General features: G+C 36.9%; 22 protein-coding genes. 13 read left to right on the top strand and 9 right to left on the bottom strand.

From position 1 onward, the window contains the following. Positions 1-7: 7 nt before the first annotated feature. The 5 genes from MKS83_RS05280 to MKS83_RS05260 form a co-directional block, all read right to left on the bottom strand. Entirely contained in the window at positions 8-2,515 is a 2,508-nt protein-coding gene (locus tag MKS83_RS05280) for an alpha/beta hydrolase family protein (protein ID WP_240582290.1), read from the bottom strand. A 2-nt stretch (positions 2,516-2,517) separates the two neighbouring features. Further along, entirely contained in the window at positions 2,518-3,879 is a 1,362-nt protein-coding gene (locus MKS83_RS05275) for a RagB/SusD family nutrient uptake outer membrane protein (protein ID WP_214588915.1), read from the bottom strand. An 11-nt stretch (positions 3,880-3,890) separates the two neighbouring features. After that, positions 3,891-6,983 (bottom strand): SusC/RagA family TonB-linked outer membrane protein, encoded by a 3,093-nt coding sequence (locus MKS83_RS05270; RefSeq protein WP_240582289.1) that lies wholly within the window; start codon positions 6,981-6,983, stop codon positions 3,891-3,893. Between the two features lie 158 nt (positions 6,984-7,141). Then, positions 7,142-8,038 (bottom strand): FecR family protein, encoded by an 897-nt coding sequence (locus tag MKS83_RS05265; protein ID WP_240582288.1) that lies wholly within the window; start codon positions 8,036-8,038, stop codon positions 7,142-7,144. A 94-nt stretch (positions 8,039-8,132) separates the two neighbouring features. Next, complete coding sequence (locus MKS83_RS05260) at positions 8,133-8,657, bottom strand: sigma-70 family RNA polymerase sigma factor (protein WP_240582287.1); 525 nt, start codon at positions 8,655-8,657, stop codon at positions 8,133-8,135. 624 nt (positions 8,658-9,281) lie between these two features. On the opposite strand from MKS83_RS05260, the gene MKS83_RS05255 reads away from it, so the two are divergent. The 9 genes from MKS83_RS05255 (at position 9,282) to MKS83_RS05220 (ending at position 16,992) form a co-directional block, all read left to right on the top strand. After that, positions 9,282-10,679 carry a hypothetical protein gene (locus MKS83_RS05255; protein WP_240582286.1) on the top strand — a complete coding sequence of 466 codons (1,398 nt, stop codon included), beginning with the start codon at positions 9,282-9,284 and terminating at the stop codon, positions 10,677-10,679. A gap of 28 nt (positions 10,680-10,707) precedes the next feature. Further along, a complete protein-coding gene (locus tag MKS83_RS05250; protein ID WP_240582285.1) occupies positions 10,708-11,799 on the top strand; it encodes a putative toxin in 1,092 nt (363 codons plus the stop codon). A 23-nt stretch (positions 11,800-11,822) separates the two neighbouring features. After that, the gene (locus tag MKS83_RS05245) at positions 11,823-12,179 is read left to right on the top strand and encodes a hypothetical protein (protein WP_240582284.1); all 357 of its coding nucleotides are present in this window, start codon (positions 11,823-11,825) and stop codon (positions 12,177-12,179) included. A 10-nt stretch (positions 12,180-12,189) separates the two neighbouring features. Further along, a complete protein-coding gene (locus MKS83_RS05240; protein WP_240582283.1) occupies positions 12,190-13,170 on the top strand; it encodes a hypothetical protein in 981 nt (326 codons plus the stop codon). Positions 13,171-13,233: 63 nt separating this feature from the next. Beyond that, positions 13,234-13,743, top strand: a complete 510-nt coding sequence (locus MKS83_RS05235; RefSeq protein WP_240582282.1) for a hypothetical protein — start codon at positions 13,234-13,236, stop codon at positions 13,741-13,743. 125 nt (positions 13,744-13,868) lie between these two features. Further along, positions 13,869-14,003 (top strand): hypothetical protein, encoded by a 135-nt coding sequence (locus tag MKS83_RS22230; RefSeq protein ID WP_262916677.1) that lies wholly within the window; start codon positions 13,869-13,871, stop codon positions 14,001-14,003. Positions 14,004-14,023: 20 nt separating this feature from the next. Then, positions 14,024-14,344, top strand: a complete 321-nt coding sequence (locus tag MKS83_RS05230; RefSeq protein ID WP_240582281.1) for a hypothetical protein — start codon at positions 14,024-14,026, stop codon at positions 14,342-14,344. A gap of 27 nt (positions 14,345-14,371) precedes the next feature. Then, positions 14,372-15,397 carry a tetratricopeptide repeat protein gene (locus tag MKS83_RS05225; protein WP_240582280.1) on the top strand — a complete coding sequence of 342 codons (1,026 nt, stop codon included), beginning with the start codon at positions 14,372-14,374 and terminating at the stop codon, positions 15,395-15,397. A gap of 89 nt (positions 15,398-15,486) precedes the next feature. Continuing rightward, positions 15,487-16,992: a serine/threonine protein kinase gene (locus MKS83_RS05220; RefSeq protein WP_240582279.1), complete on the top strand. Its 1,506-nt coding sequence runs from the start codon at positions 15,487-15,489 to the stop codon at positions 16,990-16,992. Between the two features lie 27 nt (positions 16,993-17,019). On the opposite strand, the gene MKS83_RS05215 is transcribed toward MKS83_RS05220, so the two are convergent. Beyond that, the gene (locus MKS83_RS05215; RefSeq protein ID WP_240582278.1) at positions 17,020-17,802 is read right to left on the bottom strand and encodes an XRE family transcriptional regulator; all 783 of its coding nucleotides are present in this window, start codon (positions 17,800-17,802) and stop codon (positions 17,020-17,022) included. 79 nt (positions 17,803-17,881) lie between these two features. Here MKS83_RS05215 and dinB point away from each other — a divergent pair, with 79 nt between their 5' ends. The 4 genes from dinB to MKS83_RS05195 all read left to right on the top strand — a co-directional run bounded on the left by dinB (position 17,882) and on the right by MKS83_RS05195 (position 23,568). After that, positions 17,882-19,030 carry a DNA polymerase IV gene (gene dinB, locus MKS83_RS05210; protein WP_214588923.1) on the top strand — a complete coding sequence of 383 codons (1,149 nt, stop codon included), beginning with the start codon at positions 17,882-17,884 and terminating at the stop codon, positions 19,028-19,030. A gap of 11 nt (positions 19,031-19,041) precedes the next feature. Beyond that, on the top strand, positions 19,042-22,086 hold the full coding sequence (locus tag MKS83_RS05205) for a DNA polymerase III subunit alpha (protein WP_240582277.1): 3,045 nt from the start codon (positions 19,042-19,044) through the stop codon (positions 22,084-22,086). Positions 22,087-22,117: 31 nt separating this feature from the next. Beyond that, complete coding sequence (locus MKS83_RS05200) at positions 22,118-22,603, top strand: PA2169 family four-helix-bundle protein (protein ID WP_240582276.1); 486 nt, start codon at positions 22,118-22,120, stop codon at positions 22,601-22,603. Between the two features lie 275 nt (positions 22,604-22,878). Then, the gene (locus MKS83_RS05195; protein ID WP_240582275.1) at positions 22,879-23,568 is read left to right on the top strand and encodes an O-methyltransferase; all 690 of its coding nucleotides are present in this window, start codon (positions 22,879-22,881) and stop codon (positions 23,566-23,568) included. A gap of 536 nt (positions 23,569-24,104) precedes the next feature. Here MKS83_RS05195 and MKS83_RS05190 read toward each other — a convergent pair. The 3 genes from MKS83_RS05190 to MKS83_RS05180 all read right to left on the bottom strand — a co-directional run bounded on the left by MKS83_RS05190 (position 24,105) and on the right by MKS83_RS05180 (position 26,232). After that, positions 24,105-24,494 (bottom strand): hypothetical protein, encoded by a 390-nt coding sequence (locus tag MKS83_RS05190; protein ID WP_240582274.1) that lies wholly within the window; start codon positions 24,492-24,494, stop codon positions 24,105-24,107. Positions 24,495-24,598: 104 nt separating this feature from the next. Then, positions 24,599-24,979, bottom strand: coding sequence for a hypothetical protein (locus MKS83_RS05185; protein WP_240582273.1), 381 nt, complete (start codon positions 24,977-24,979; stop codon positions 24,599-24,601). A gap of 5 nt (positions 24,980-24,984) precedes the next feature. Further along, positions 24,985-26,232 (bottom strand): hypothetical protein, encoded by a 1,248-nt coding sequence (locus MKS83_RS05180; RefSeq protein WP_240582272.1) that lies wholly within the window; start codon positions 26,230-26,232, stop codon positions 24,985-24,987. Positions 26,233-26,319 lie beyond the last annotated feature (87 nt).

The raw sequence follows: 26,319 nt of genomic DNA, 5'->3' as shown, positions 1-26,319 counted from the left end.
AGGATGCCTATAGGGCATCCTTTTTCATTTGTTTATTGATCCAATCGATATCATTTCTACCTTTCAGGAAGTAATCCCACCAGTCCATTACTTTTTCACTCAAATCTCTCTGTTCGGGAGTGTCATTTATAAAAGAGTGTCCGCCGTTTTGGTAGAACAAGGCAATTACATCTTTTTTATAACGTCGAAGACCTGTATAGAATTCCATCGCTTGTGTCCAGGGAACATTCCCGTCCTTTTTACCTGCCCATAAAAGTATAGGAGCATTTACGTTTTTAACACTAAGGATAGGATTATTAGCCAGATATCTTTCCTTATCATCGGCTGGGGTTGTTCCCATCTGATATACGGTATTGTATATGAAATATAGCGGTTTATTCCAGTCAGTACTATATGAATAAAAATTGTTAATAATATCACTTATACCTGCACCGGATATATAAGCGGCAAAACGGTTCGATTTAGTGGCGATGAAATCCGTTTTATAACCGCCATAGGACTGCCCACATAGACCTATCTTTTTTTTGTCAATGTAAGGATTTTTCAACACCACATCCAAAGCATTGTTAACACATTCCAGTGCTGATAAACCTGGGCCTTTTTCCCCCACCGTTGTGTCAGGTAAAAAAACAAAATATCCCTGTTCCAATAATGTCCTGAATTGTAAGCCTTCAGGAAATGTCCTGTTTGGTGAAAGATAAGAATTTGAAAGATGTCTTTGGATATCGTAAATGCGAACTATCATCGGGTATTTCTTTTTCGGGTCAAAGTTGGATGGATAAAACAGGATACCGCTTAGGTTCTTTCCTACGGCAGAATACCTATAAATCTCCTGCTTTATTTTTTTTGCTCCATTGTCTTTAATATCACCATCAAAAAGCAAGGTCTTCTGATTTTTGGTTTTATAGGAAAACAGTGTTGGTGGAAGATTAAAATTCTCTTCCAAGGTATAAAAGGATGTCATTGCGGAATTATAAATCAGCTTATGAATTCTATTTTTTGTCGGGGATATTGTCTCGTAACCTTTCGCCCTTTGTAAGAGGTGATATGATATTACGTTTTCTTCCCTATCGTATATTTCTGCTAAAAATTTGTCTTTAGATAAAAAAGAAACAGCCGTATAACCATCACTTTCAAGGTTATAATTTTTGATTTTTATCATTTTTCCCACGCCGATCTCCAACGCTGTTAATTTTTTATGATGTATTTTAAAGTCCCACAGATCATCAGGGCTTTCAAAATAAATATGATCTGATTTCTGTGAGAACACGGGCTGTTCCAACCCCGTCTTTTCAATTACGGTTTCTTTTTCTCCATTTGAGTTATATAACGACCATTTTATGCCATCGTGGCTGGCTAAAAACCATTTGCCGTCAGAAGATACGTAGACTGAATGGTTAAGTAGTTGCGGCCATTCTCTTCCCATTTTCCGTACCAGCTTAATATCTCCAATATCAGTATAAGAATTTAATTTTAGGTCGTAAATCTGGGCGGCATTTAGTTCCGGTTCACTGGTAATGAAATTGTGTCCCCTTCGTGGAGCATAGGTCAAGAAATAGCGGTCATTGTTGATCGAATTAATTTCAATATTATCGGGTACAGGGATTTTCTGCAGTTTATTTCTTTTAGGGTGCCAGATCCAAAAACTTCGTTTAGAAAACATTTTAAAATGTTCGTTTATGTAGGGGTCGTTTCCATGCCATATTTCCACAAGAGAATCCCTGTGTTGTTCAACAGCAACGCGTGAGCTGATCAGATAAGAATTGCCGTCCTGTATTGCAGAAAACTTGATCACTGCATTTTTTGGTATATCTAGTCTCAATATTTTCTTACTGTAGTATCCGGTTTCCAAAAATGTTAACCTATCGTGTTCATTATCCGATGTTGCCTCTGTTATTAGAAGTTGTGTTGGGGTTTCGGCCAGTGATATTTTCCTTATTTTATTAACCGTTTGGTAAATAACCTTATGCAATGAACCCGTTATTTCTATTATTTCGGATTTACCATCATATTGTTTGCTTAAATATATTGTGTTTTTAGAATCGGTGGCAGCAAGATTATCTACTTTTGATATTTCAAGAAGCTGCTTTCCCGAAATATCATAGAACCTGAGATGATGGTCATTGAATAACAATCCATAGCTATTTTGTTGTTCTAGGACATAAAAGTCAATTACATTCTCAAAGTTTAGTAACTTACCCGTAATAAGATTGAGAAATACAACTTTATTTCCCTGTCTTCCCAATACGCCTTCATCATTTAGGAATGTAATCTGTGAATTCATTATCCTATATACTTTTTGTGCATGGTCTTTCGTATTAACGAGAAAAACACTGTCTCCGTTCTTTTTGCTTAATTTTCTGATTCCAATCCAGTTCGCACTTTTTGATTGAACTACAAAATCTGACAGAGTAGCAAATTTTGCTCTCCAATTGGATAAGGTGTCTTGCTGTTTTTGCGCAGATATCACGAGATATCCTACAAGTAACAAAACTAATTGCAGTATATTTTTCATTATCAATACCCAGGATTTTGTGGTTTAAGATTATCGTTTAGTAGAATTTCTTTTTGGGGAATTGGCCATAGTTTATGTATGTCCTTCCAGTTGGGCTTTGTTGTTTGAAGGTTATTAAGCTTTCCCATTCTTTTTAAGTCGATGAATCTGTGTCCCACCTCAGTAAAAAATTCTCTTTTATTTTCTATCAGAATTTCATCCAGTAGGGCACTTTTTGTAATGGATGATGTCAGGAGATTTAGCTGTGCACGCTGTCTTGTCGCATTTACATAAGGCAATGCTTCTACAATCTTGTCCTGTTGTGTCAACGCCTCTGCCAATAGTAAAAACACTTCTTCCAATCTGAATATAATGGAGTATTCTGTTAGGTTGTTGCCTCCACGGTTTTTATATTTCTCCGCTCGATAGTATGTTACTCCATTGAAGACTACAGGTGCAATCCATTTCTGTTTACGTAAATCGTCATTTGAAAATGAATTGATCAGCGCATTTGTTAGGGCATAGCTTGAAGGTGCTGAATTATTAAAATAATAAATTCCAGCTTGTGGTAATGATAGATTATTGTTTGGTTTAAGTTGCCAAATGATATGTTTGCCAGTTTTCTGAAAGACTTTGGTAATGTCAGGCTCTATTTGATATAGTCCACTTTGTGCAATTTCTTTCAATATGTTTTCTGTCTTATTCCAATCCTGTTTTGCCATATAAACTTTTGCCAGGAGCAATCTTGCTGCTAACCTGTTCGGATAAATACGCTCTGAATTTCTATAGTCATTTTCAAGTAGAGACGATACTTTTAGCAGATCTTTTTCGAGATTTGAAAGTACTTGCGCAAAATTTGTTTTATTTATGGTATTATTGATCATGTAATCAGTTGATTCGGGGTATGGGATGTCACCGTAAAGCTGGCTGAGATAAAACAACATGATTGATCTTACAAACAATGCCTCCCCACTCAGATATCTTTTGTCTGATGCAGAAATTCCTGTTGAAGCAGTAACCCCTTCCATAATAGAATTGGCAGAATAAATATGTTTATAAGCCGTTGCCCAGACATTATATACAATACTATTGGTATCTATCTGTTGGTTAAGGAAAAGATCCCTGCTGTCTGAGGAAACGGTGGTGAAGTTATCCAATTCATCAGTATAAGCGCTTAGATAGGTTTCGAGATCTCCACCTGCTATTGGTGAACTTTTCATGGCATCAGCATAGAGGGCAGCTAATGCTGCATTGGCAGTTTGCACGTCCTTAAAGACAGTTTCCTTATCAATTTGATCATTGGGGATATCTACTTCGATCATTTTTTCGCATGAAGTAATTGCAAGGCTCACAATAATTAATATAATAAAATGTATAGTTTTCATTTTTATAAATTTTAGAGGTTAAATTGGATACCAAAGGAATATGTTCTTAATGGTGGAAGAAAACCTAGCGATGAAGATTCTGGATCAACTCCGAAGAATTTCGTCCATGTGAAGAGATTCTGCCCCTGAAAGTAAATCTTAACATCTTTAAAAGGTCCACTTTTTAATGGAATTCTATATCCGAGTTGTACATTTTTTAAACGGATGAAGGAAGCATCCGTATATGCCGCAGTACTTGAGCGAAGTAGATTATGACTACTCGTATTGACAGTACTATAAGGCATGAAAGTACCATTTGGATTTTCGGGTGACCAGACATCAAGTACCTGTACTGGTTGGTTATTCATTGTTCCGGGCATGGTCATTATACCGATATAATTCCGTGCTTTCTTTTTTACAAACTGGAAAAGAAAGGAAAGATCCCAGTTTTTATATTGTAACGTATTGGTCCAACCTCCAAAATATTTTACACTTATATCTTCAATAACCTGTCGGTCTTCTGGTGTGGTTATTTTCCCGTCACCATTAAAGTCTGTAAACTGGTATTGGCCCGTTTGGGGATTAACTCCAAGTAATTGATACAGTCGTACAATATTTGTTGGTTGTCCTATAATATATTGGTTGGCATAAGTTGATCCGGCTAAACCTGGAAATGAGATTAATCTATTTCTCGGGAAGCTGATATTGAAGGCGGATTCCCATTGCAGGTTCTTTTCAACTATAGGTCGCCCTGATAACTCAAATTCCCAGCCTGTATTTTCGATTGTTGCTGCAAGGTTTGCAATTACACTGTTAAATCCCGTAACTGCTGAAAGCTGATATCCAACCAATTGGTTGGAAGATCGATTCCTGTACCATGCGGTGGTGAGATTTATCCGGTTTTTTAAAAGGCCCAGTTCCAGCGCTGCTTCCATTTTACGGGTGATCTCCCAACTATAATCTGGATTATAAAGACGCGAAGGAGCAACTCCAGTAGCATTATTATAGATTAATGTAGAGTTGACGGTATAGTTATCAAGATACTGAAAATCACCGATATTGTCATTTCCTGAAGAACCGTAGCTTCCCCTGAGTTTTCCAAAGCTTAACCAATTAATACCATTTAGAAAAGCTTCGTTTGAGAAAAGCCAGGCTACTCCTACGGCCCCGAAATTTGCGAAACGATTATTTGGCCCGAATCGACTGCTCCCATCCCTTCTTCCAGTTAAATTTACAATATACCTGTTCTCAAACTGGTAATTGAGTCTGCCAAATAAAGCCGCATACCGATATTCAACATTGGAATCTTCTAAGGTCATGACAGACTTAGCAGCCCCAATATTTGTAATGAACTGATTGCTTTCAAAGCCTATTCCTAACCTCTCATCTGCATTTCTCCTGCTTGTTTGGAAGCTACCACCGATTAGTGCATCTAGCTGGTGTCGTCCCCATTTTTTTAACCAATTTAATTGAGGTTCTGCTATAAAGGAAAATATTTGCTGCGATTTTTTGTCTGCCTGAGAGCTTGAACTTGACATACCCGTTGCTAAATAAGGGCTATAAACGGTATTTGGTGTCAGTGAAAGTTCATTGACAGCAGTATAATTTAGTCCGGCATTCAATTTAACCTTAAGATCCTTTAATATGCGATACTCTGCATTCAAGTTGGTTTGGAACAATTTTGTGTCGTTATCATAAGAAGCATTATACGCCGCCAATGGGTTTGTGAAAGTATTGTTCTGCCAGTTTAGGCCGCCATCTTGCATGTAAAGCTGAGGTGTAATAGGAGCTAACATATATGCATTTCTTGTCATGTCCGTTCTTACCAGATTATTTTTCTGTTGGCTAAACATGTTGGAAACACTGATGGAAAGTTTATTGTCAGCAGAACGGTGTGAAATGTTGGAATTAAAAGTATTGCTGCTGTACTTAAAACCCTGCCCAAAAACAGTAGTCTGTTCATTATGTCCGAGGCTCAGCATAAAGTTTGTTGTCTGATTACCGCCGCTTAATGAAAGCTGGGTATTACTTAGCGTTGCTTTTTTTCCGATCAGGGTTTTTATCCAGTCTGTCTCATGTTCCTGATCCCAAGTGCCATTGATATCATATGCGTTGGCAGGGTAAGCTGAAATACCATCGTTTGCGTAGGCGTCCCTGCGCATTTGTAGGTATTGATCCTTATTTAGAAGCTTGAGATTAGATATTGCTTCACTAATCCCATAATTTGAGGAAAGATTTACACGTATTCTTCCTGTCTTCCCTTTTTTTGTTGTTATCAATATTACTCCGTTCGAACCCCTAGAACCATAAATAGCAGTGGCATCGGCATCCTTTAAAACCTCTATGCTTTCAATATCGTTGGGATTAATACTGTTTAAAGGGTTTATAGTTCCATTAGGCATGGTTACGGATGATATTTGGGAAGATGGAATCTCGCTGATGGGTACACCGTCAACAACATATAAAGGGATATTTCCATTAGGCGTTGTAAAAGATCCGGTACGTAAACTGTTCTGTCCCCTGATCTGAATTTCAAATCCTCCGCCGGGAACACCACTGTTTTGGGCTACATTGACACCTGCCATGCGACCTTGTATTGTGGATAATACATTAGTGACAGGCTGATTTTCTATATCTTTTGCGGATACTTTAGCAATACTTCCTGTTCGCTTTTTGTCGGATACCCTATAGTATCCGGCGTTAAGGGTTATTTCATCAATGGTATGAATATCAGATGATTCGCTTATGGTATCCTTTTTTGCGATTGATATTGCAGATAACTCTGTGTTAGAAGCTTTCGATTTGATTTTTTTTGGTCTAATTATAACACTGTTATTGTCAATTAAAGTTTCTACTGGAATATCTTTCAAAATTTTATTCAGACAGTCTAATACCGGTTCGTTTTTACATTTGGTGGACTGAACAGTGTAACCCTTAAGATCATCACTTGAGTAAATATTATCTTTTACATTTTCGGAGAGGAATTTTTCGACTGCTTGTGAAGCAGTTGTTTTTCCGGTTTCAAAATTTACCCTCTTTGTTGAGAGTTTTTCCTGAGCATAGAGCCCTTGGCAGGTTATTGATAGTATTAGGATCAATAGTACTGCGCTGCAAACTTTTTTCATTATTTTTGCATAGTATTTAAAAATTAATAATGGATCGAACAGTTATTGGTTGAATACGCGGCCGACGGTTGCACCCGTCGGTCTTTTTAATTTTATTCATCCAGGTCAGTTTGTTTTAGGAGTAGGGGATCAGTGCAGAAGTATGGACTAACCAAAGTCTATTCTTCCAATTGAAATGTTTTATCATTTATTTTTTTTGTATTTAGGTTTAGTTTTAGGGAGATCAGTCTTATCATATCCGCTGCAGTGGCTTTTTCTTTTGTAGCACTAAGTTTTGAATTTGAAGCGGTAGAAGGGTACTGAATTTCTACGGCGTAGGTATCTTCTAAAATTTTTATGGCATCCATAAGCTTTAAATCCGTAAATGAGATTGTCGCTGTATTGTTCTTTAGCGTTGTATCAGTAGTTTTAGTGGCAACAATGGTTGCTACATCCTTTGAGCCGAAGTTGGAAAATGTCTGTTTGGGTTTAATTATAAAGGTTTCTGTCGGTTTTTCCGCTTTTATAACCTGAACTTTGCCCTCGTAAAGATCTACGTTAAACCGTTGATTGTCCTGTGTGATTTTAAAGATTGTACCCAAAACTTTAGTTTGGTAAGATCCTGCATGAACGATGAAGGGATGTATTTTTGATTTGGTCACATTAAAAACTGCGTCACCTTCAAGAATTACTTCTCTTGTATCAGCTGGAAAAGACTTTTCAACGGTCAATTTTGCGCCTTTGGACAGCGTTACTATGGAGCCATCTTTTAGGGTTAATGTCAAGACATTCTGAGTAGCCTGATAGACATCTGGAAGGTACAGAGAGCGGTATGAAATTACGCTACCGATTAACACGAGTACGGCAGCAATCATCAGGGAAGTATATCGAATAGTTTTTATCTTTCTTTTTTTCGCCTGGTGAGCTTCTATTCTGGCGTAAAGTTTTTGATGGAACTCTCTTTTTTCCTGCTCTGTCGGAGTTTCCAGCTCGGCATCTGTTTTATTTCCGAGCTCATTCCATAATTCTTTTGCTTCATCAAAAGAAAGCTGATCGGGCTGTTTTCTCTTGTCCATAATAAAGGGGCTTTATTATGTATACCTGAAAGTAGCTGCAATAGCCCCCCCTAAAAATTGGATTTTAACTAAAATTAAGAAGTTTTAACGCAATTTAACTATTATTTTGGTGTTCACGCAAGAAAAGCATTGCTTTTGAGATCTGTTTTTTTACAGCTTTGGATGATAGATTGAGATTATTGGCAATTGTTTCCTGTGTCATGCCCTCAAATTTATTCATGGTGAATATTTTCTTTCGTGTTGCAGGTAGCAGTTCAATATTTATCCTTAAAAGTTCAAGCTCTTTTTCTTCTTCAAGAATTGCCTGTAATTGGTCAGATGAATCATCGGATAAATGAAGGTCAGCGACTTCTATTATGTAAGGAATTTTTTTCTGCTGTACGGAGAAATTTGAAATTTCCTGAATGCAGGTTTTTATAATGACGCTTTCCGCATTCTGTTCTGTTAATGATTTTCGATAATTCCATAAATGGAAAAAAATATTCTGTAATATATCGAAGACATCATCACGATCCTTCACTTTTCGGGATACCATCGCGAACATACGGTTCCAATATGTCTCATAAATTTTCTGAAACATAACATCGTAACTATTCTTATTGCGTGAGAATAATGGCATTTTTGGTTATTTAGGATAATTCGCAGTACACAAATTTAAGTATATTTTATTAAAATTGTTTATTTTAGCAATATATTTGTACGTTTATGGTATAAAAATTAAAGGATGTTATGCTAAATTGTAGTATATACCGATTATAATTTAATTTTGAATTTTATATCATATTTTAGTGATAATAATTTTCGTTTGTAAAAATATTTATATATTAGCACCCTAATTTTATCGGAAAAAAAAGCGTAAGCTGTCAAATTTGGCTGAGAGAAACTGCGAACTTCTAAAAAAACCAAAAATATTGACAGACTTACGCCTGTGTCTCAAAATATGGGCATGGGCTAGGTCGTCTATTTTGGTTTTGGGTTCTTCGCAGTACCTTCTCTAGCAATAGCACCTTGTTCCATGCCTTTTGTATTTACCCAAGAATACTTTAGTGCAAAGCCGTAATAATTTAGATTATTATACGACAGGTTTTGACGTTTTGAGAGTTTAGTTTCGCTTTTAAATCATTGATAATAAATACCTGGCCTGAGAATTTAATTCAAATTTCCGTGAAAACACGGAAGCCAGACTATTAAAAATAAAATATATTGCGAAGCCAAAATTAACCTTGAAAAACACACCTGTGAGATGAGACAAATATTATTATTTAGCTTGTTTTTATGCTATCATTATATATATGGACAGATTCCAAATCTGCCGCAAAGACCAGGTGTTTCCAATTTATACAGTGTACCTGAAAGTCTGAATAATCAACCCAGCCATAGACCAAACTCTCCAAATATTAATGCGACTTCAAATTATTATAAAAAGGTTACACCCCGAGATGATCAGGATGAGATCAATAAAGAGGTAGATCGGCAAATGGCAATGATCAGGGAAGAATCGTATGTGAAAAATTATATGCTTACTTCTTTATCTGATAGAAAAGGAACCGACTCTTATTACAGGGCTTTTGATAACTTAATGAAGTTCGACCCTGACAGCTACTCCATTACAGACGCTGTTTTTCTGGTTGAAAATGCATACAACAACAATGACCATAATTTTCAGTCAGCATATCAAACGCAGATTCAGAAAGCTACTAACATGATCAGGCAACAGATGAAAAGGAGTGTGATAGATGATTCTGATAATGTGGCCAAGAATCTTGCAATATTCAGATACTTTGCGCAGGATACAAAGCAGAATGGAAAAGTTATCCATAAGGCAATCAAATATGACTTTGAAGACTATATGGGTGCCAAGGATTACAGTAAGATGTTTGTTTCCAAATTGATGAAAACAAATACTGGGCAGTGTCATTCCATGCCGCTTTTGTATTTGATGTTAGCAGAACAGATTGGTGCAGAGGCCTTTCTTGTTGTGTCACCCAATCATTCTTATATACGCTTTAAAGATGGGGACGGCGAAGTTCTTAGTGTTGAGCTTACCAATGGAATGTTTTCTGCAAACTCTTTTGTTTTGAATTCCGGATATATTAAAGCTGAAGCTCTAAAGAACAAGCTTTATATGCAGAACCTATCAAAGAAAGAAGTTCTCTCACAGACTTATGTCGACCTTGCCAGTGGATATATCCACAAGTTTGGGTATGATGAGTTTGTTGCAAAAGTTTTAGGAAAAGCACTGGAGCTCAATCCAAATAATATAAATGCGACATTATGGAAAAGTAACACCGATCAGATGCGTTTTATGCAGGCCTGTAACCGGGTAAATATTGACCCTGAAAATAAGGAACAGTTGCAAAAGATCAGGAATTACCCTCCGCTGGAAAACCAATTTCTGGAAATAAAGGCTGGATTTGATTACATAGACCAGTCAGGTTTTGCCCAAATGCCTGCGGAACAGTATGAAAAATGGCTGGGTTCTCTACAAACGACGGAGAATAAGCAAAAGAGTGAGGAGATTGCAGAACGTTTGAGGATATTGAATGCACAAAAACAAAGGGAAGCTGCAAAAAAAATAAAACTTATCGTGCCTAAGAAGGAAAGTCCAAAAGTATATGCAATTCCGAAGGAATTTTTATAACCAGATAATTCAAAATACAACTACAATAATGAGAAAGATTTTATTTTTTGTTTTACTGTTTTTTATTGGTTTTAGCCAGGGGCAGGTAAAGCAAAACAAAAAGATAAGTAACAAAAAGGAATGGGTTAATCCTGTCAGACTGACAAAGGAAGAACATTCTCGTCCCTACATGGATGAGGTTTTAAAGACCAGGGATAGCTTAAGCCCTACGGAAGCTGAGAGGAGGCGAAAAAACATTGAGGCGGGAAACCCATTCAAAAAGTACGGTTACTATCCAAAAGTAGCGACGCTAAGCAAAGGAAAGTATCTGGAATTCCACGATCAGGATAGCATAGTCACAATCGGATCTGTAAGGTTTAATGTGAAAAAAGGGGAAATCGTTGATTTTATTGAAATAGACCTTGATGATCCGGACGCACAACCGATTGGAGATACACACGGCAGGTGGATCAGTCCAGATCCTTTAAGTGAGGAATTCCCAAGTTGGAGTCCCTATAGCATGTCGTTCAATAACCCTGTAAGATTTAAAGATCCCACAGGTTTAGCACCAGAAGACGCTACCGAATGTTGTTGGTGGTTACGTCTAATGCCGTTATTTGAAGAATCTTCAATAAAACCAAACTTAATTGAAACAGTTACGAAGACTGGTGAAGTCGGAACCAAGCAAAGTGAAGCCGTAACAAAAGCTCAGCAAGAACATTTCAATTTTGGTAGATATGTTGAAGAAAAACAGCTTGCCGAAATGGGAAAAGAGAAAAATACCAAAACCTATGAATACACCGATCCCAAGACTGGAAAGACAGGAAAAACTATTCCAGATGCAATGACAGAAGAAGGAGGAACAGTGGAAATAAAGCACGTTGCCAAACAATCGTTTACCAAACAGCTTAGGGGTCAGCAGGAAATTTCAAAAGCAAGTGGGCAGGAAGCAATTTTGAAAATTAATGAATCTGCAAAATTAAGCGAACCCCTTAAAAATTCAGGCATTAATATTCAACGATATACGCCTCCGGCAAAGCCTAAAATTGATAACCTTAGAGTTACACCAGCTCCGGCCCCAAAACTAATTCCTGTGCCAAAACCTAAAGATCCTTGTGCTGGCGTACCAGGTTGCACATAATTCCAATTTTATTATATTTAAAGATGACAAATGTTCAAATATTGCTTAGCGCTATTAAGGAGCAAGCAGAAAAATTTTTATCAGAAAGTGGAGAATTTGCCCCTTATGCTACCTATGTCAGAGCAAATGGTGACCTAGCTTATATCTCTGCTTATTCGGAATCAACTGACTCAAAAGAAATGTATGATATTTTATTGGCTGGAGCATATGATGATTTAAAAGATGGGAATGTTCGGGTTTATGCTATTGCTCAGGACGGAAAATATCAAGGTAAAGATGTATTGGTTGTGGATTTAATACTTTCACCTGAAAGCAAATTTCAGCAAATATATCCCTATACTATCGATGGTAAAAAAGTAAAATTTGGGGAAATGATCTAAATTCAGATTTATGATGGACAATCCATATTTAAAATTTAAAAATGATGACCTGAAGGAATCTAAAGTTTTAGCCGAAGCATTAAATATTTCTGAAATCGATTTTTTTAAAATTCAAGATTGGTTTGACCAATTACTTCTGTATCATCAAGAATTAACTAATGATAGGGAAGACCAATTGAAGGCAGAAAAGGAATTGGAGATTAACTTCCAGGAACTGATCTCATCAGAAATTGAAAAGAATAGCTATAAGTACATCCTGCCAAAACTGTTGCATTATAATAATGAATTTCATGGAGCTTTTTTAAGGTCTTTATATGTCGCCAGATTGGGAGCTTTGCTCGGAAATATTCTTATCCCAAGTTTTGTGAAGGACAAGATGATTACTTATTCACCGGAAGATTATTTTCATATTACGGTTTATCTTAAGCATAACTATTTTGTTTCACCGAATAGCAACATTTTGGAAGACATTATAAAAATTGAACAATCCCGAAGTATTTTCAAAAAAGCCACTGTGGAAGTTAAGCTATCAACTTCGAAAAATATATTGGATATTCTAAATCAGAAAACTTTTCACCATGATGTAATTTGTTTTAAAAAGATTTTAAAATTAGTAACAGCAAACGACACTGGATTAATGGATTATCTGAAAAATTATAAAGTGGAAAATAACCAATGCTGTTATAAAATTATTAGTGACATTCTGAATTTTGGAATAGCAGCAGATCTATGGAAAGACTTTGAAATTAAAGTTCAGCTAATTCATTTCTTTGATACATCGAGAGGTGCCAAAACTACATCGAGTTGGTTAACAAAGTTAGATGAACTAACCATGAGAGTCGGTAGTTCCAAACTTTTACAACTTGCTAAGACAGTTTTGAAAAATGAAAATTGTATAAACTATAAGTTTGATTATGGGGTACAATGGAGCGATGATACTGCAAAAAGATTTTTGAAATGTGCGCAATGGATAAAAGATAGTTTAAAATAAGTAATTCTCAAAAATTGATATTGTTAGGTATTCAAAATAACACTGACAATACCACTATTATTAATGGCTAAAAGAGTAAAAACAGAGATTGGAGATATATTCTCAGTGACTTTGGACAATGGAAATAAAAAATATTTTCAATACGTTGCTAATGACCATACCCAATTAAACAGCGATGTCATTAGATCATTTAAAAGAGAATATCCCGCTGATGAAATTCCTGTTTTTTCCGAACTGTTAGCGGGTGATATTGACTTTCATGCGCATACTATGATCAACATTGGAGTAAAACAAGATTTATTTAAACAGGGAGGAAAAAGCATTGTTTATCCAGCTTTAAACGATGTATTATTCCGCGACACAAATGATTATGGTAAAAAAGTTGGAGAGGAACCAATAAAAGTTTCCGTTAATTGGTTTGTATGGAAAATTAATGATGAGAGTTTCACAAAAGTAGGTAAACTGGAAGGCGAAAATCAAAACGCGGAAATAGGAGTTGTCATACCCCCTTTCGCAATCGTTTATAGAATAAAGACTGGCCATTATAATTTTATTTATCCGGGTTTTGAATAAAAAACGGTGTAATATGAATAAAGTTACAATTGCGCTTATGATTCTTACAATTCTTGTCCTGTAAATACAAAAGTGATAAACCAAATGTTGAATCATCTAAAGTTGTAGATTATAATATTATTGTAATGGTAAAATCTTATAATGAGGTTGCTATCAAAGAATTAGATGCTAAAGCAGTGAATGATCTGTATAAAAATGGGATTGTGAAAGATTCCAAGCACAAATTGGAATTTTTCTTTTATTTGAATCTAGTGGACTAAAAATTAAAATGCAGATAGCCATGAAATTAGTTGAAATTATTAAAGCGATCAGAAGAAATACAATTAACGATTTACTCGGTGAAGAATTCAGCGATACAGATTATGAGAAAATAATCCTATATGGAGAGTTCTCGGTGGGAGTTGATACAATATACAGGTTCTTCAAGTCAAAAAGGGGAATGGGAAACATAGTTAAAGATGGTGAAATGACCTACGAACGCCTTTGTTCACTTAAAGAATTAGGCTTTTTGATAGATTATTACCTTTCTCAGTATGATCGAAAGCCAGATGACATACTTGCAATAGATATCATCGATCATTTAGATGATCCAAATTTTTAAATCTGCTCTTTTTTGGGCATCAAAATTATGAAACACTTTTATATCTTTTTATTTTTCTTGGTTGCCGGTGTTGTCAAGTCACAGGAAAATCGATTTTATAATGAAGCATATGTGACTATTGATAATATGCTGAACGATAAACAGAAATATAGTTTTAAGACTGCTGTACTGAGTGTAGAAAATGCATATTATCAGGGAAAGCTAGATACGGTTGAAGTTGACAGAAAAATAAAATTTATCGCCAACTTTTGCAAAACTATCGTTCGTAACCGCGATCTGACCTATAATGAAAAAGATAAGGAAACAGTAAGTAAATATGCTGCAATCTTTTCGGTAATTTGTGAAGAAACTCCAATTTTAATAGATCAGGACACAATAAAATATAAACCATTTTCCTATGATTTTCAAGACGTTTTCGGGCACAAAGATCTGACAAGTCTTTTTGTTTCTAAACTGATGGCAACGCAAAAAGGTAATTGTAATTCATTACCTTACTTATATAAAATTCTTGCAGAGGAACTAGGTGTGGAAGCAAATCTTGCATTGGCTCCAAATCATATTTATATTAAACACCATATAAAATCCATCGGTTGGTACAATACAGAGTTAACAAGTGGTATTTTTCCACAGGATGCCTGGTTGATGGCTTCGGGATTTATCCATTTAAATGCTATTGAAAATGGAGTATATATGAAAGCACTAGACAATCGTGAGAGCCTTGGGTTATGTCTTGTTGATCTGGCAAATGCCTATAAGCGTTCTTTTCCGGATAATGACGGCACCTTTGCAATCAAGTGTGCTGAAAGGGCTCTGCAGATCAGTCCTAATTTAGTAACAGCGTTAATTTTACGCGCTGAAACCCACAAAGAACAATATCAGAAAGTGGAACGTTCTGATCCTAAATCAAAAGAGCTTCTGGCATCATTAAATAAAGAATACAATCATATCCATAAAATCGGGTATAGAAATATGCCGCAAGGGATGTATTTAGAGTGGCTCGTTTCTTTGAAAACGGAAAGAAAAAAATACGAGGATGTGAGAGTAGGTAGGTAATGAAAAAGTTCGTATATGTGTTATTTATATGTTAGTAAAAGTTTTATGGTGTATATTTGATTCGAACTAATTATAATGCCATAAAATCAATGCCTAAAAAAGTATTCGACAAGGAACAAATTTTCGGAAATTGGAAACTAATTAAAGAACTTGCTCACGGAGGCAATAGTGTAGTGTGGACCGTTGAAAACCAAGTGAGTGGTGACGAAAAAGTAATTAAGTTGCTAAAAAAAGATCATGAAACAGCTCGGAAGAGATTTTTAGATGAGATAAAAATTATAACTGAAAACCAGGATAATTATGGTGTAATGCGGATAATTGATCAGGCAACTTTCCAGGATGAAGATCTGTGGTACGTAATGCCAAAAGTTCAACCTATCAGTAAGTATTTGCATGATAAACCATCAATAGTTAAAGTAAATGCTGTTTTACAAATAGCGAAAGTACTTTCTGTCCTTCATAAAAAAGGTGTGTCACATCGCGATATTAAACCACAAAATCTTTTTTTTCAAGATAGGTTTATTGTTGGTGATTTTGGGTTAGTTGATTATCCTGATAAGGAGGAAGGTCTAACTATTATTGGTAATGCACTGGGACCTAGATGGACCATTGCGCCAGAAATGAGAAATAGTCCTGAGAATGCTCTTGGGGTTTCGGCTGATGTTTATAGTCTTGCGAAAACTTTGTGGATCTTATTGACAGGTAGGGAGAAAGGTTTTGAGGGACAGTATTCTCCTTCTGGATCTGTTGGATTAGGAAAACATGTCCCTGACATGTATTTGAATGTACTTGAAGATTTATTAGTTGCTTGTACTGAAAATGATGCAGAATCAAGGCCTGATATTGATAAATTTATTGAAGTTCTGACAGAATGGAATGCTATTCAAGCTGACTTTTATAAAAAGAATGATTTGGATTGGAGAACTATTCAATTTAAATTATTTCCAATGAATATGCCTGCTTATGCTGAATGGACAGATTTAGAGACCATTTGTGATATTTTTAATATAATAGGTGGAATTGAAGCGTTAAATCACATGTTCTTTAGTAATGGAGGAGGTCTTGATCTGAAAGGAGCAAAGCCATCGCGTGAAGATGGATTTTTGGAGCTTGATTTTGGAATTGCTTACATTGTAAAACCTATACGATTGTCTTTTTGTTCTTTTGGTGACGCTTTTGAGTGGAATTATTTTTATCTGGAACTAGGTGATATTGAGCATATATTTTATTCACATAATGGAAGTGAGCAGCTAATTGAATTAGCTTCTGGAGAATACAAGCCTTATGATTATATTGAGAGTTATTATGAAAAGTATGATGACGGAGAAAATTATGTTCCTTCTGACTATCGCACAGTAATCAGACTCAGTGGAGCACGGTTGGTTGCATTTAAAAAAACTTCTTCTTACAATTTAACTCCATCTACTTATGATGGACGTCATGGAAAGATGGGGCGTATCAACTTTAGAAATTATATAAAACATTTAATAGAAATAGGATACAATGCATCTTACGTTAAAGATGAAAATGGAAAAATCGAAGGTAAACGTTTTACACATGATCTACGTTTTTACAATCCTGAATTTGAGGAGTAGTTAATTTAAGGCAAGCGTAGACTAAAATCATTGTTTTATTATATTTCTTAATTCCCGAATTTCTTGCATCATTTTTATGAGCATTGATTTTACATCTTGATTAGTGAAGTCTATAATCTCCTGCTCCTTGGATGAAAAACTGCCAGCATATTGCCAAATTTCCCACACATCAGCAAATAAAATATTGTAACTATCATAAAATTCGTTATCTGATCTAACGGTAATGGAATCAGTATTTATGCTTTCAATACGTTTGAAGGTAAATCCTGATCGGGTCACCAGCACATGGGTTTTACCGACTTTGATATCGACAATACTTTCAATGTATTTACCCACCACATATGTGCCATCCTGATAAGGAGGCATGGAATCACCTTCTGCAGGAAATGCCCTATATTTTCCATTATGAAGGAAAGGTAGTGACATAGTTTGCAGGCTTTCGATATACTCAGGGTCAGCATAACCTGTTAAGTATCCCATTGAAGCTTTGTAAGGTATTATTTCTATTTTATTTTCCCCAACTGAATCCGTTTTTATAGGTAGCAAGATCCTATTATCAGGGAGATTTAACATCTCCTGCAGTTTATATTTTCTTAAATCGACAGTGAGCAATAAATCTGTGCTGATATGGTAATATCTGGAAATTGCCAATAATACATCTAACGGGGGTGAAGCCTTTGCGGTCTCATATTTTGCATAAGATACCCTAGTCACAACCAGTCTATCCGCGATCTGCTGTTGCGAAATTTCCGGAATTTGCTGTAGTCTTAAATACCTTATGTTATCCGCTAAAATTGAGAGTGTTGACATTTTGTGAATATTTTTCACAACAAATGTACTGTAATTTGTGAATAATCTTATCAAATTTGCTAAATAATTTAGTAAAAAAATGGAGCGGTCGATTGTACATTTAGATCTGGATACGTTTTTCGTGTCCTGTGAGAGATTGGTTAATTCCGGTTTAAACGGAATCCCATTGATTATTGGTGGTGGGGACAGGGGTGTAGTTTCTTCATGTAGCTATGAGGCACGAACTTTTGGTGTGCGATCAGCAATGCCCATGAAAATGGCGCTCCGCCTTTGCCCACAGGCGAAGGTTGTCAAAGGGGATATGGAACTATATTCCAGAATGTCCCATACGGTTACTGAAGTTATAGAGGAAAGTGCGCCTGTGATGGAAAAAGCTTCAATCGATGAATTTTATCTCGATCTGACCGGAATGGATAAGTTTTTCGGCGCTTATAAGTGGACAAATGAGCTTGGGGCAAAGATCGAAAAGGAAACAGGTTTACCGATAAGTTATGCGTTATCGACTAACAAAACTGTGAGCAAAATAGGAACTGGCGAATCAAAGCCTCACGGACATCGGGAAATACCATCTTTAGGTGTACAATCTTTCCTAAATCCGCTATCAATAAAAAAAATGCCGATGGTGGGGAATGCGACTTTTCAATTATTTTCGAGGGTCGGAATTAGAACCATAGGCACACTTTCTGAAATGCCTGTAGAGATCCTGCAGCAGATGATCGGCAAAAATGGTACAGACTTATGGAAGAAAGCAAACGGTATTGATGAAACTCCTGTCATTCCATATTCTGAAAGGAAATCCATTTCCAAAGAAAGGACATTTAGCAGCGATACAATGGATACCTATGAGGTAAAAGGTCTGATATCAGGAATGGCGGAGCAGCTTGCCCATCAGCTCAGGCAGGAGAAATGGCTGACCTCAACCGTGGTGATCAAGATCAGATACTCAAACTTTGACACCGAATCCAAACAATGCAGGGTGAGTTACACATCCTCTGACCACACCTTAGCGAGAGTTGCACTGGAACTATTTGATAAGATTTACACAAGACGTATGCGGCTCCGTTTGGTTGGTTTGCGATTTACGGACCTTGTTCACGGGAGTTATCAGATGAATCTTTTTGAAGATAATGCGGAGCTTATCAGCTTATACCAGGCGATGGATAATATCAAGAACCGTTTTGGTAAAGATGCGGTTGGACGGGCTGTTGGGTTCAATTTTTCACGTTAGCATGTACAAGTATGTTTTTAAATTGTCATTCCTTTCACAGTCTTCGTTATGGCACGTTATCCATAGACGACCTTATTTCTCAGGCTTTAGCACTGGGGGTAAAGGAACTTGTTCTGACAGATATAAATACGGTGACCGGAGTTTATGAATTTAAAAAGAAATGCGAAGAAAATAATATCCGCCCGATTGTTGGTGTTGAGGTGCGCAACGGAAGTGAATTATACTATATAGCAATTGCAAAAGAGTTTAGTGGGCTTGCCGAAGTAAACAAAATGCTGACTTCTTATAATTGCGATAAGATTGATTTACCATTGCAACCGGAATTAGCCTACAACTTTATCCTATATCCACTGAGCAATATTCCGGACAACCTTCAAGAAAATGAATATGTAGGAATCTATGAAGATGAAATAAATCTGTTGATAAGACCGGAATATAACAAGCTGTTATCTAAAATGGTTATTCTTTGTCCCATTACTTTCAGCACAAAAAAAGAATATAACCTACATCGGATTTTACGCGCCATTGATAACAATACCTTGCTTTCCAAGCTTGCAGAAAAAGAAGTGTGCAGGAAATCAGAATATTTTCGTTCTGTGGATTCAATACATAGAATTTATCGTCACTATCCTGAAATTATTCAGAATACGCAAAAATTACTTTCAAAATGCAGCTTTGATTTTGTGTTTTCCACACCCAGAAATAGAAAACATTATACAGGTACAAAGGCCGATGACCTTAAACTTCTGACCCGTTTAGCTTATGCAGGATTGGAAAGACGGTACGGTAGAAATCACGAGGTAGCAACTAAGCGAATCGAAAAGGAACTAAAGGTAATTGATGAACTAAACTTTAGTGGGTACTTTCTTATCACTTGGGATATCATCCGATATAGCAACAGTATGGGCTTTATGCATGTTGGGCGTGGGAGTGGAGCGAACTCTATTGTTGCGTACTGCTTGGAAATTACCGATATATGCCCCATAGAGCTCGATCTGTATTTTGAACGATTTCTGAATCTTAACCGGAAAAGTCCGCCTGACTTTGACATTGACTGGAGCTGGCAGGAGCGTGATATCATCCTTGATTATATTTTTAACCGTTATGGTAAGGAGTATGTTGCTTTTTGCGGAACCAATGTCGAATTCAAATACCGTTCGATCATTCGGGAAGTTGGAAAAGCATTTGGACTTCCAAAGGAGGAACTTGACGAGCTCAGCAAATATCCAGAGCGTGTATTTCGGGACGATATAGTAAAGCAGGTGCAGAAGTATGGGAAGCTGCTTGAAAAATTTCCTAACCAGCGGAGTATGCATTCCTGCGGGATTATTATTTCCGAGGAACCACTCACAAACTTTACGGCCCTTGAAATGCCTCCCAAAGGGTTTCCTATCGTGCAGTGGGATATGCACGTTGCCGAGGAGATCGGTTTTGAAAAGTTTGATATCTTATCTCAAAGAGGGCTAGGTACCATCAACGATACGGTCAGGCTTTTAGAAGAGAAGAGGGGAATTAAGGTAAATATTAAGGATACCACTATTTCCAAAGATGAAGTAAAATGTAATGAATATTTGAGCCAAGGGCGAACGATAGGTTGCTTCTATATTGAATCTCCTGCAATGCGGGGATTATTGCGCAGATTGAAATGTAATAACTATAAAGTTTTGGTAGCCGCCTCTTCCATTATTCGTCCCGGTGTTGCCCAATCGGGAATGATGCACGAGTATATTTTTAGACATAACAATCCTGACAAGTTTGAGTATTTCCATCCTGTCTTTGAGAAGCAGCTAGGAGATACTTACGGCATCATGGTATACCAGGAAGACGTGATCAAGATTGCGCTTCATTATGGTGGGGTGTCTGCTGCCGATGGAGATATACTGAGAAGAGCTATGAGCGGAAAAGGTAGGTCTTTAAGTGCACTTCAAAAAGTTAAGGACGATTTTTTTGCATCTTGCAGAAAACAAGGGCATCCAGAGGAACTGAGCCGGGAAATTTATAGACAGATAGAATCTTTTGCAGGGTATTCATTCTGTAAGGCTCACTCAGCTTCTTATGCAGTAGAGAGTTATCAATCGCTGTACCTGAAAGTTTATTATCCATTGGAGTTTATGGTTTCGGCGATAAATAATATGGGCGGTTTCTATAGGACAGAGGTCTATGTACACGAGGCAAGGATGTCAGGGGGTGTTATATTGAATCCATGTGTCAATAAAAGCGAGTACGAAACAACGATTTATGGAGAGGAAATATATCTGGGACTGATGCTGCTTGAAAAAGTTGAATCGAAATTTGCTCAGCTGATACCAAAGGAAAGAAAGGCAAATGGGGAGTATAGGTCAATGGAAGATTTTATCAAGAGAGTTCCAATTGGTATTGAGACTTTGCAGACGTTGATCTTTATTGGAGCATTCCGTTTTTCAGGTGTTCCAAAGAATGAACTATTGCTCAAAGCGCGCATTCTACTGGGGGATTTTAAACCAGAGAAAAGATTTCAGACTCTTTTTGAAGAACCGATCAAGGAATACAAATTTCCGGAGTTAAAAAGAAATGTGTTTGAGGATGCTTTCGATGAAATCGAGATTTTAAGTTTTCCGGTATCCTGTACACCTTTCGATCTACTTCAGACGAAGTACAGGGGAACTGTTATGGCCAAAGATCTTACAGAACATCACAAAAAGCAGGTGAAGATGCTTGCCTATCTGATTTCAAGGAAACATGTTCCTACAAAAAGGGGAACAATGTACTTTGGTACCTGGATAGATGTTCAGGGAAACTATTTTGATACAGCTCATTTTGCTGACTGCCTTGAAAAATATCCATTTCAGGGTGGGGGATGCTATCTATTATTGGGAATTGTGGAAGTTGATTTCCATTTTCCGACAATTACGATCACCAAAATGGCAAAGATGCCATTTATACCTGACCCGCGGTATTCCCATGATGAAGAGAAGAAATATGAAGCGCAACAGCGGATTCGGGAAGATGTAAGTATGACTTTCAGGGCCCCTTATCCGCAGGAGCATGAAATAGGACTTCCCAGAAAACGTTTTTAGATTCTTTTGAAGAAATTTTAAACAAATTGTTTTGAGGATTGGTTATTTAGAAAAACAGATAGGAATGGAAAATCACAAAATTATAGAAGTCTTAAATGATTTAATAGAGATCAACAATGATAGAGCTGAAGGCTTTGAAAAAGCTATCAGGGACATTAATGCCGAAAACATAGATCTTAAAGCTGCCTTTGAAAAATTCGCCTCACAAAGCCGAAGCAATATTACAGAGCTTGCCGGACTTGTGGGAAGCAAGGGTGAAGTTCCCGAAGACGGGAATACGGTCCTTGGAACATTACATCGCGCTTGGATCGATATAAAGGCAACTTTTGGCGGTAGTGACCTTCACAGTATTCTGGAAGAATGTGAACGTGGGGAAGATGCGATTAAAAAGGCATACAAAGACGCACTGCAGGAAAATGAGCTCGGAGAAGATGTTCGTGAAGTTTTATTAAAACAACAGGGTGGTATCCAAGCGAGCCATGATGCGGTCAAAGCTCTCAGAGATTTGAGCAAATAAAAATAAGGATTAGATTGTATAGAAAATGGTTGAAAAGCTGTGTTTATTTATTAACACAGCTTTTTCTTTTAGGAGATTATACAGAATATGATTGTGTGTATTAGAGAGTTAATGTTACTGCAAATAGAATACAGCAACAATAGATCTATTTCAGACCCTAATGATGATGTAAGCGGATTAGAAGGACTTTTTAGGGTATATAAGCATTATCTGCATTATATTTTTTACTTTTATTATTTAGAATAGTTCTTAATAACTTAATTTAAGGAAGTGATATGCCCAAAGTAACCCCAGAACTTTTTGAAGTTCTACACGATAGCAGAGCTGAAAATACATTGGCTAGGCTGTATAAGGAAGCTCTCAAGCAGGGCTGGTCTATGGTTTTTCATTTCATGCCCAAAGCATTTAAGTTCTTTGGTAAAGGAATAGACTGGAAAACAGAAAATGAAAGCTTTTATGAGGATAAATATATACCGATATTACCGTATCAGGGTACCTTTATCTATATGCAGGCGAGAGCACTGAATGCGAAAAATATCCTGGAATTTGGAACATCTTTTGGAATTTCTGCGATTTATCTTGCAAAAGCCGCGAAGGACAACGGAGGTAGAGTTATTTCAACGGAGTACTTACCCCATAAGGTTAAAATTGCCCGGCAAAACCTCATTGAAGCAGGTGTCCATGAGCATGTAGAGATTTTGGAAGGGGATGCGATGCAGACTTTAAAGGATCTGGATGTGGAATGGGATTTTGTTCTTCTTGATGGATGGCCGGACATGGTATATGCGGTATTCAAGCTGATCGAGCCGAAATTGAAAAAGGGCGCCGTGATCCTTGTGGATGATGTTCAGGGATTTCAACCTTCCATGAAAGACTATTTTGAGTATGTACGTAATCCTGCAAATGGATATCTTTCTACAACCGTATATCCAAAAAAAGCGATGGAATTTACGATTAAGCTTTAAATTTCTTATATTGGTAATGTGTTAACTAACCATCTTAATAGTATATTGTAGACTAGTCGTGAGATTAGTCTATTTTTTTTCACTTTGTCTGTCAGTCCGAGACATAATTTCAGGAAATGGTTTGTGGAAAAGGAAGATGTTAGCATGACCTTTCGGGTATCTTAAACGTAGGAGATTGCGGTTGGTCTTCCCGGAAAAAGGATGTTAAGGTATTGATAAAGAAAAATGATTTTAATGCCATTACGGAAACCCGTAGGCTGATCTGAAATTAATGCTTAAATTTGCACCTGAAAATTGAGAACCTTCGCTCAGGTCGTTCAATGGTCAATAATTATTTGTCAACATACAAAATATAGTATATTTCAAATACACGTTTGAGGCCACTTATGGTTTTAATACGTTTCATGGTTATTAGTTTTTAAACGCATCTTTTAAAGGTGCATTTTTTTATGGAGCTAATCACATAAAAAACTCCCATTTCTTGGGAGTTTTTAAGATTATGATCTAGCTAATATTTGATGATGCCCGATGCCACATTACTTTGGCGTTGTCTGTTTTTTTTCGATATTCTTTTCAATGACACTGGGGTCCATATAATCTAAATGGATACTATGCCTAAGATAATAGCTCCATCGCCAAAAACACAGTGGATTAATCTTGTACAATCTGTAAAGCCTCTGGTTCTCTTTGGCTGGAGATGTCTCTTTAATCCAATATTCAAAACCAAAAGTTGAGAATCCGGGGCTTTTAAAACCAAAATCTGTGGTTATCCTGTATGAGCCATCAAGATTGGAGTATCTGAAATATCCCTCATCTAACCAGCGATGAATATCCTTTCCAATAAAAGGCACATTGGGAAGTAGGATCATAATGCCTAGCACTATAATAATTGTTTTCCTCATCATTCTAATTGTTTTCCTCTTCATAGCTTTTAGTTCAGTTGCGGGCGATTTGCATTATCTGAGTTTTGAAAGTCCATTGAGCTCATTTATTGCATGATATTACTTTGACTGGTTTTTATTAGAAAAAGTCAGAAGTCCTGCCATTTATTCAATGGTTTAAAGGGAACTCTGTTCGGCTTTATTTTTTCCCAGTCGCGGTATTCGAAATTTTTGCTTACGGTTAAATAATAACGCCAACGCCAAAAACAAAACGGGTTAATTCTATACAACCTAAAAATTTCCATATTGGCCATTTCCGGTCTCGTAGCCTCGATAAATCCAAATGTTACCCACTTGCTCATCCAAGGGTGAAAAACCTCCATGTACTCTATACCGGTAAAAGAAGCGTTTGCATTAGCATACCGAAAATGGTCACCATCAATGGCCTTAAGTATCTCCGTACCTATAACCGGTGTATTGGGTATCACCAGAACAGATAGTACAATTCCTATAATAAATTTTCTTTTCATATCCTTTATTGACAATTCGTGCTAGTTGGAGGATCAATCCGACCTAATGTGACATTTGGATTGCCCGCCTGTTTTAAATTTGCTAAATATGTGTATACGCCATCTGGTGTTAAAAATCCATTATTGTTTAACTGTCCGTTACTTGGTAGAAGTAAATTAAAAACATCGGTAGCATAATGTGTACAGTTGTTATCATTGAGGTCATAGGGGACTTTCGATAGGGCAATAGATTGGCTTATGATTGCGTCGAATTGCGCCTTGGTGACAGACAAACTATATCTTGCATCACTTTTTCGCTTATAATCACTCGATTCTTCCCCCATTGCACTGGTAACTGGCAGCATGGTAGCCGCCGATGGACCAGATTGCGGGTAGAATCCATAAGAAAGCCTTTGAAGCTGAGTACCGTTTGATTTTTCAATTGTTAGAAAAGCGTGACCAGGTTTATCAGAATTAAGGTCTATTCTATGTGCATTTAAAGTCACCTTGTATTTTGTATTAGCATCATTTACCACATTGTTGAAACATTTCAATCGCTCCTGAATGTCAATAGTGGTTATAGGTGCAGCTACCACGAAAGATGTACTTGAAGTGCCTCCACTACCACCTCCATGATTACCACCGCCTCCTCCGCCGCCACCTCCGGTTGCTGTACCGCTGCACGTTGTATATAGATAAGTCCAATATTCGGTACCATCATCGTAGTACTGTACCAGATACCACTCGCTGCATACAACAGGTATATTTTTACTGGTGTCAGGTTTGCTGTTTTCTTTGTTTACGTTGGTATCGACATCCTTAGTCTTCAATTGAAGGTTTACCATTTTCAGCCCACTTGAGTCAAGTGATTGGCTGTACAACAAGGTATCATTAAGATCATATACCATATAATATACTTTTCCAAGCTCTTCACCTCGATACACTTGTTTTTTAACAAAATTAGAAACAGCCTGTTCGGAAAATTCCGCCACGGTTCTTGTATCTGCGAAAAGGCTCACCTTATTGGCGCTGGCTACTTTATTTCCTTCAATGGTAAAAATCAGGTTTTGCTGCATGGAATATCCCCAACCTAGGATTGTGCCGTCCTGCACGGGAACCACGAGCGTGGTACTTTTATTTCCGTTTATGAGCTGTGTTTTTTTCCAATCTAAGGGAAAAGGTTTCCCGTGATCCTCGTACCATTTTTTTGCTATCGAGGTTTGATCGTTCTGAGGATAATTTTCCATATCCCTTTCGCATGACTGTAGCAGCATAATTGCAAATACTGCACAAATTAGTTTTCTGAAAATTTTTGTTAACATGTTATCTGGTTTAAAGGTTAGTGTCGCTGTATTTCTTTG

This window comes from Chryseobacterium sp. Y16C, assembly GCF_022488405.1.
GTDB classification, from domain to species: domain Bacteria; phylum Bacteroidota; class Bacteroidia; order Flavobacteriales; family Weeksellaceae; genus Chryseobacterium; species Chryseobacterium geocarposphaerae.
This window is presented reverse-complemented; position numbering and strand designations above follow the sequence as displayed.

What these genes read in the sequence shown, in the direction of transcription:
- MKS83_RS05280 (WP_240582290.1), bottom strand. Translation starts at nt 2,515, where the DNA reads ATGAAAAATATACTGCAATTAGTTTTGTTACTTGTAGGATATCTCGTG.
- MKS83_RS05275 (WP_214588915.1), bottom strand. Translation starts at nt 3,879, where the DNA reads ATGAAAACTATACATTTTATTATATTAATTATTGTGAGCCTTGCAATT.
- MKS83_RS05270 (WP_240582289.1), bottom strand. Translation starts at nt 6,983, where the DNA reads ATGAAAAAAGTTTGCAGCGCAGTACTATTGATCCTAATACTATCAATA.
- MKS83_RS05265 (WP_240582288.1), bottom strand. Translation starts at nt 8,038, where the DNA reads ATGGACAAGAGAAAACAGCCCGATCAGCTTTCTTTTGATGAAGCAAAA.
- MKS83_RS05260 (WP_240582287.1), bottom strand. Translation starts at nt 8,657, where the DNA reads ATGCCATTATTCTCACGCAATAAGAATAGTTACGATGTTATGTTTCAG.
- MKS83_RS05255 (WP_240582286.1), top strand. Translation starts at nt 9,282, where the DNA reads ATGAGACAAATATTATTATTTAGCTTGTTTTTATGCTATCATTATATA.
- MKS83_RS05250 (WP_240582285.1), top strand. Translation starts at nt 10,708, where the DNA reads ATGAGAAAGATTTTATTTTTTGTTTTACTGTTTTTTATTGGTTTTAGC.
- MKS83_RS05245 (WP_240582284.1), top strand. Translation starts at nt 11,823, where the DNA reads ATGACAAATGTTCAAATATTGCTTAGCGCTATTAAGGAGCAAGCAGAA.
- MKS83_RS05240 (WP_240582283.1), top strand. Translation starts at nt 12,190, where the DNA reads ATGATGGACAATCCATATTTAAAATTTAAAAATGATGACCTGAAGGAA.
- MKS83_RS05235 (WP_240582282.1), top strand. Translation starts at nt 13,234, where the DNA reads ATGGCTAAAAGAGTAAAAACAGAGATTGGAGATATATTCTCAGTGACT.
- MKS83_RS22230 (WP_262916677.1), top strand. Translation starts at nt 13,869, where the DNA reads ATGGTAAAATCTTATAATGAGGTTGCTATCAAAGAATTAGATGCTAAA.
- MKS83_RS05230 (WP_240582281.1), top strand. Translation starts at nt 14,024, where the DNA reads ATGAAATTAGTTGAAATTATTAAAGCGATCAGAAGAAATACAATTAAC.
- MKS83_RS05225 (WP_240582280.1), top strand. Translation starts at nt 14,372, where the DNA reads ATGAAACACTTTTATATCTTTTTATTTTTCTTGGTTGCCGGTGTTGTC.
- MKS83_RS05220 (WP_240582279.1), top strand. Translation starts at nt 15,487, where the DNA reads ATGCCTAAAAAAGTATTCGACAAGGAACAAATTTTCGGAAATTGGAAA.
- MKS83_RS05215 (WP_240582278.1), bottom strand. Translation starts at nt 17,802, where the DNA reads ATGTCAACACTCTCAATTTTAGCGGATAACATAAGGTATTTAAGACTA.
- dinB (WP_214588923.1), top strand. Translation starts at nt 17,882, where the DNA reads ATGGAGCGGTCGATTGTACATTTAGATCTGGATACGTTTTTCGTGTCC.
- MKS83_RS05205 (WP_240582277.1), top strand. Translation starts at nt 19,042, where the DNA reads ATGTTTTTAAATTGTCATTCCTTTCACAGTCTTCGTTATGGCACGTTA.
- MKS83_RS05195 (WP_240582275.1), top strand. Translation starts at nt 22,879, where the DNA reads ATGCCCAAAGTAACCCCAGAACTTTTTGAAGTTCTACACGATAGCAGA.
- MKS83_RS05190 (WP_240582274.1), bottom strand. Translation starts at nt 24,494, where the DNA reads ATGAAGAGGAAAACAATTAGAATGATGAGGAAAACAATTATTATAGTG.
- MKS83_RS05185 (WP_240582273.1), bottom strand. Translation starts at nt 24,979, where the DNA reads ATGAAAAGAAAATTTATTATAGGAATTGTACTATCTGTTCTGGTGATA.
- MKS83_RS05180 (WP_240582272.1), bottom strand. Translation starts at nt 26,232, where the DNA reads ATGCTGCTACAGTCATGCGAAAGGGATATGGAAAATTATCCTCAGAAC.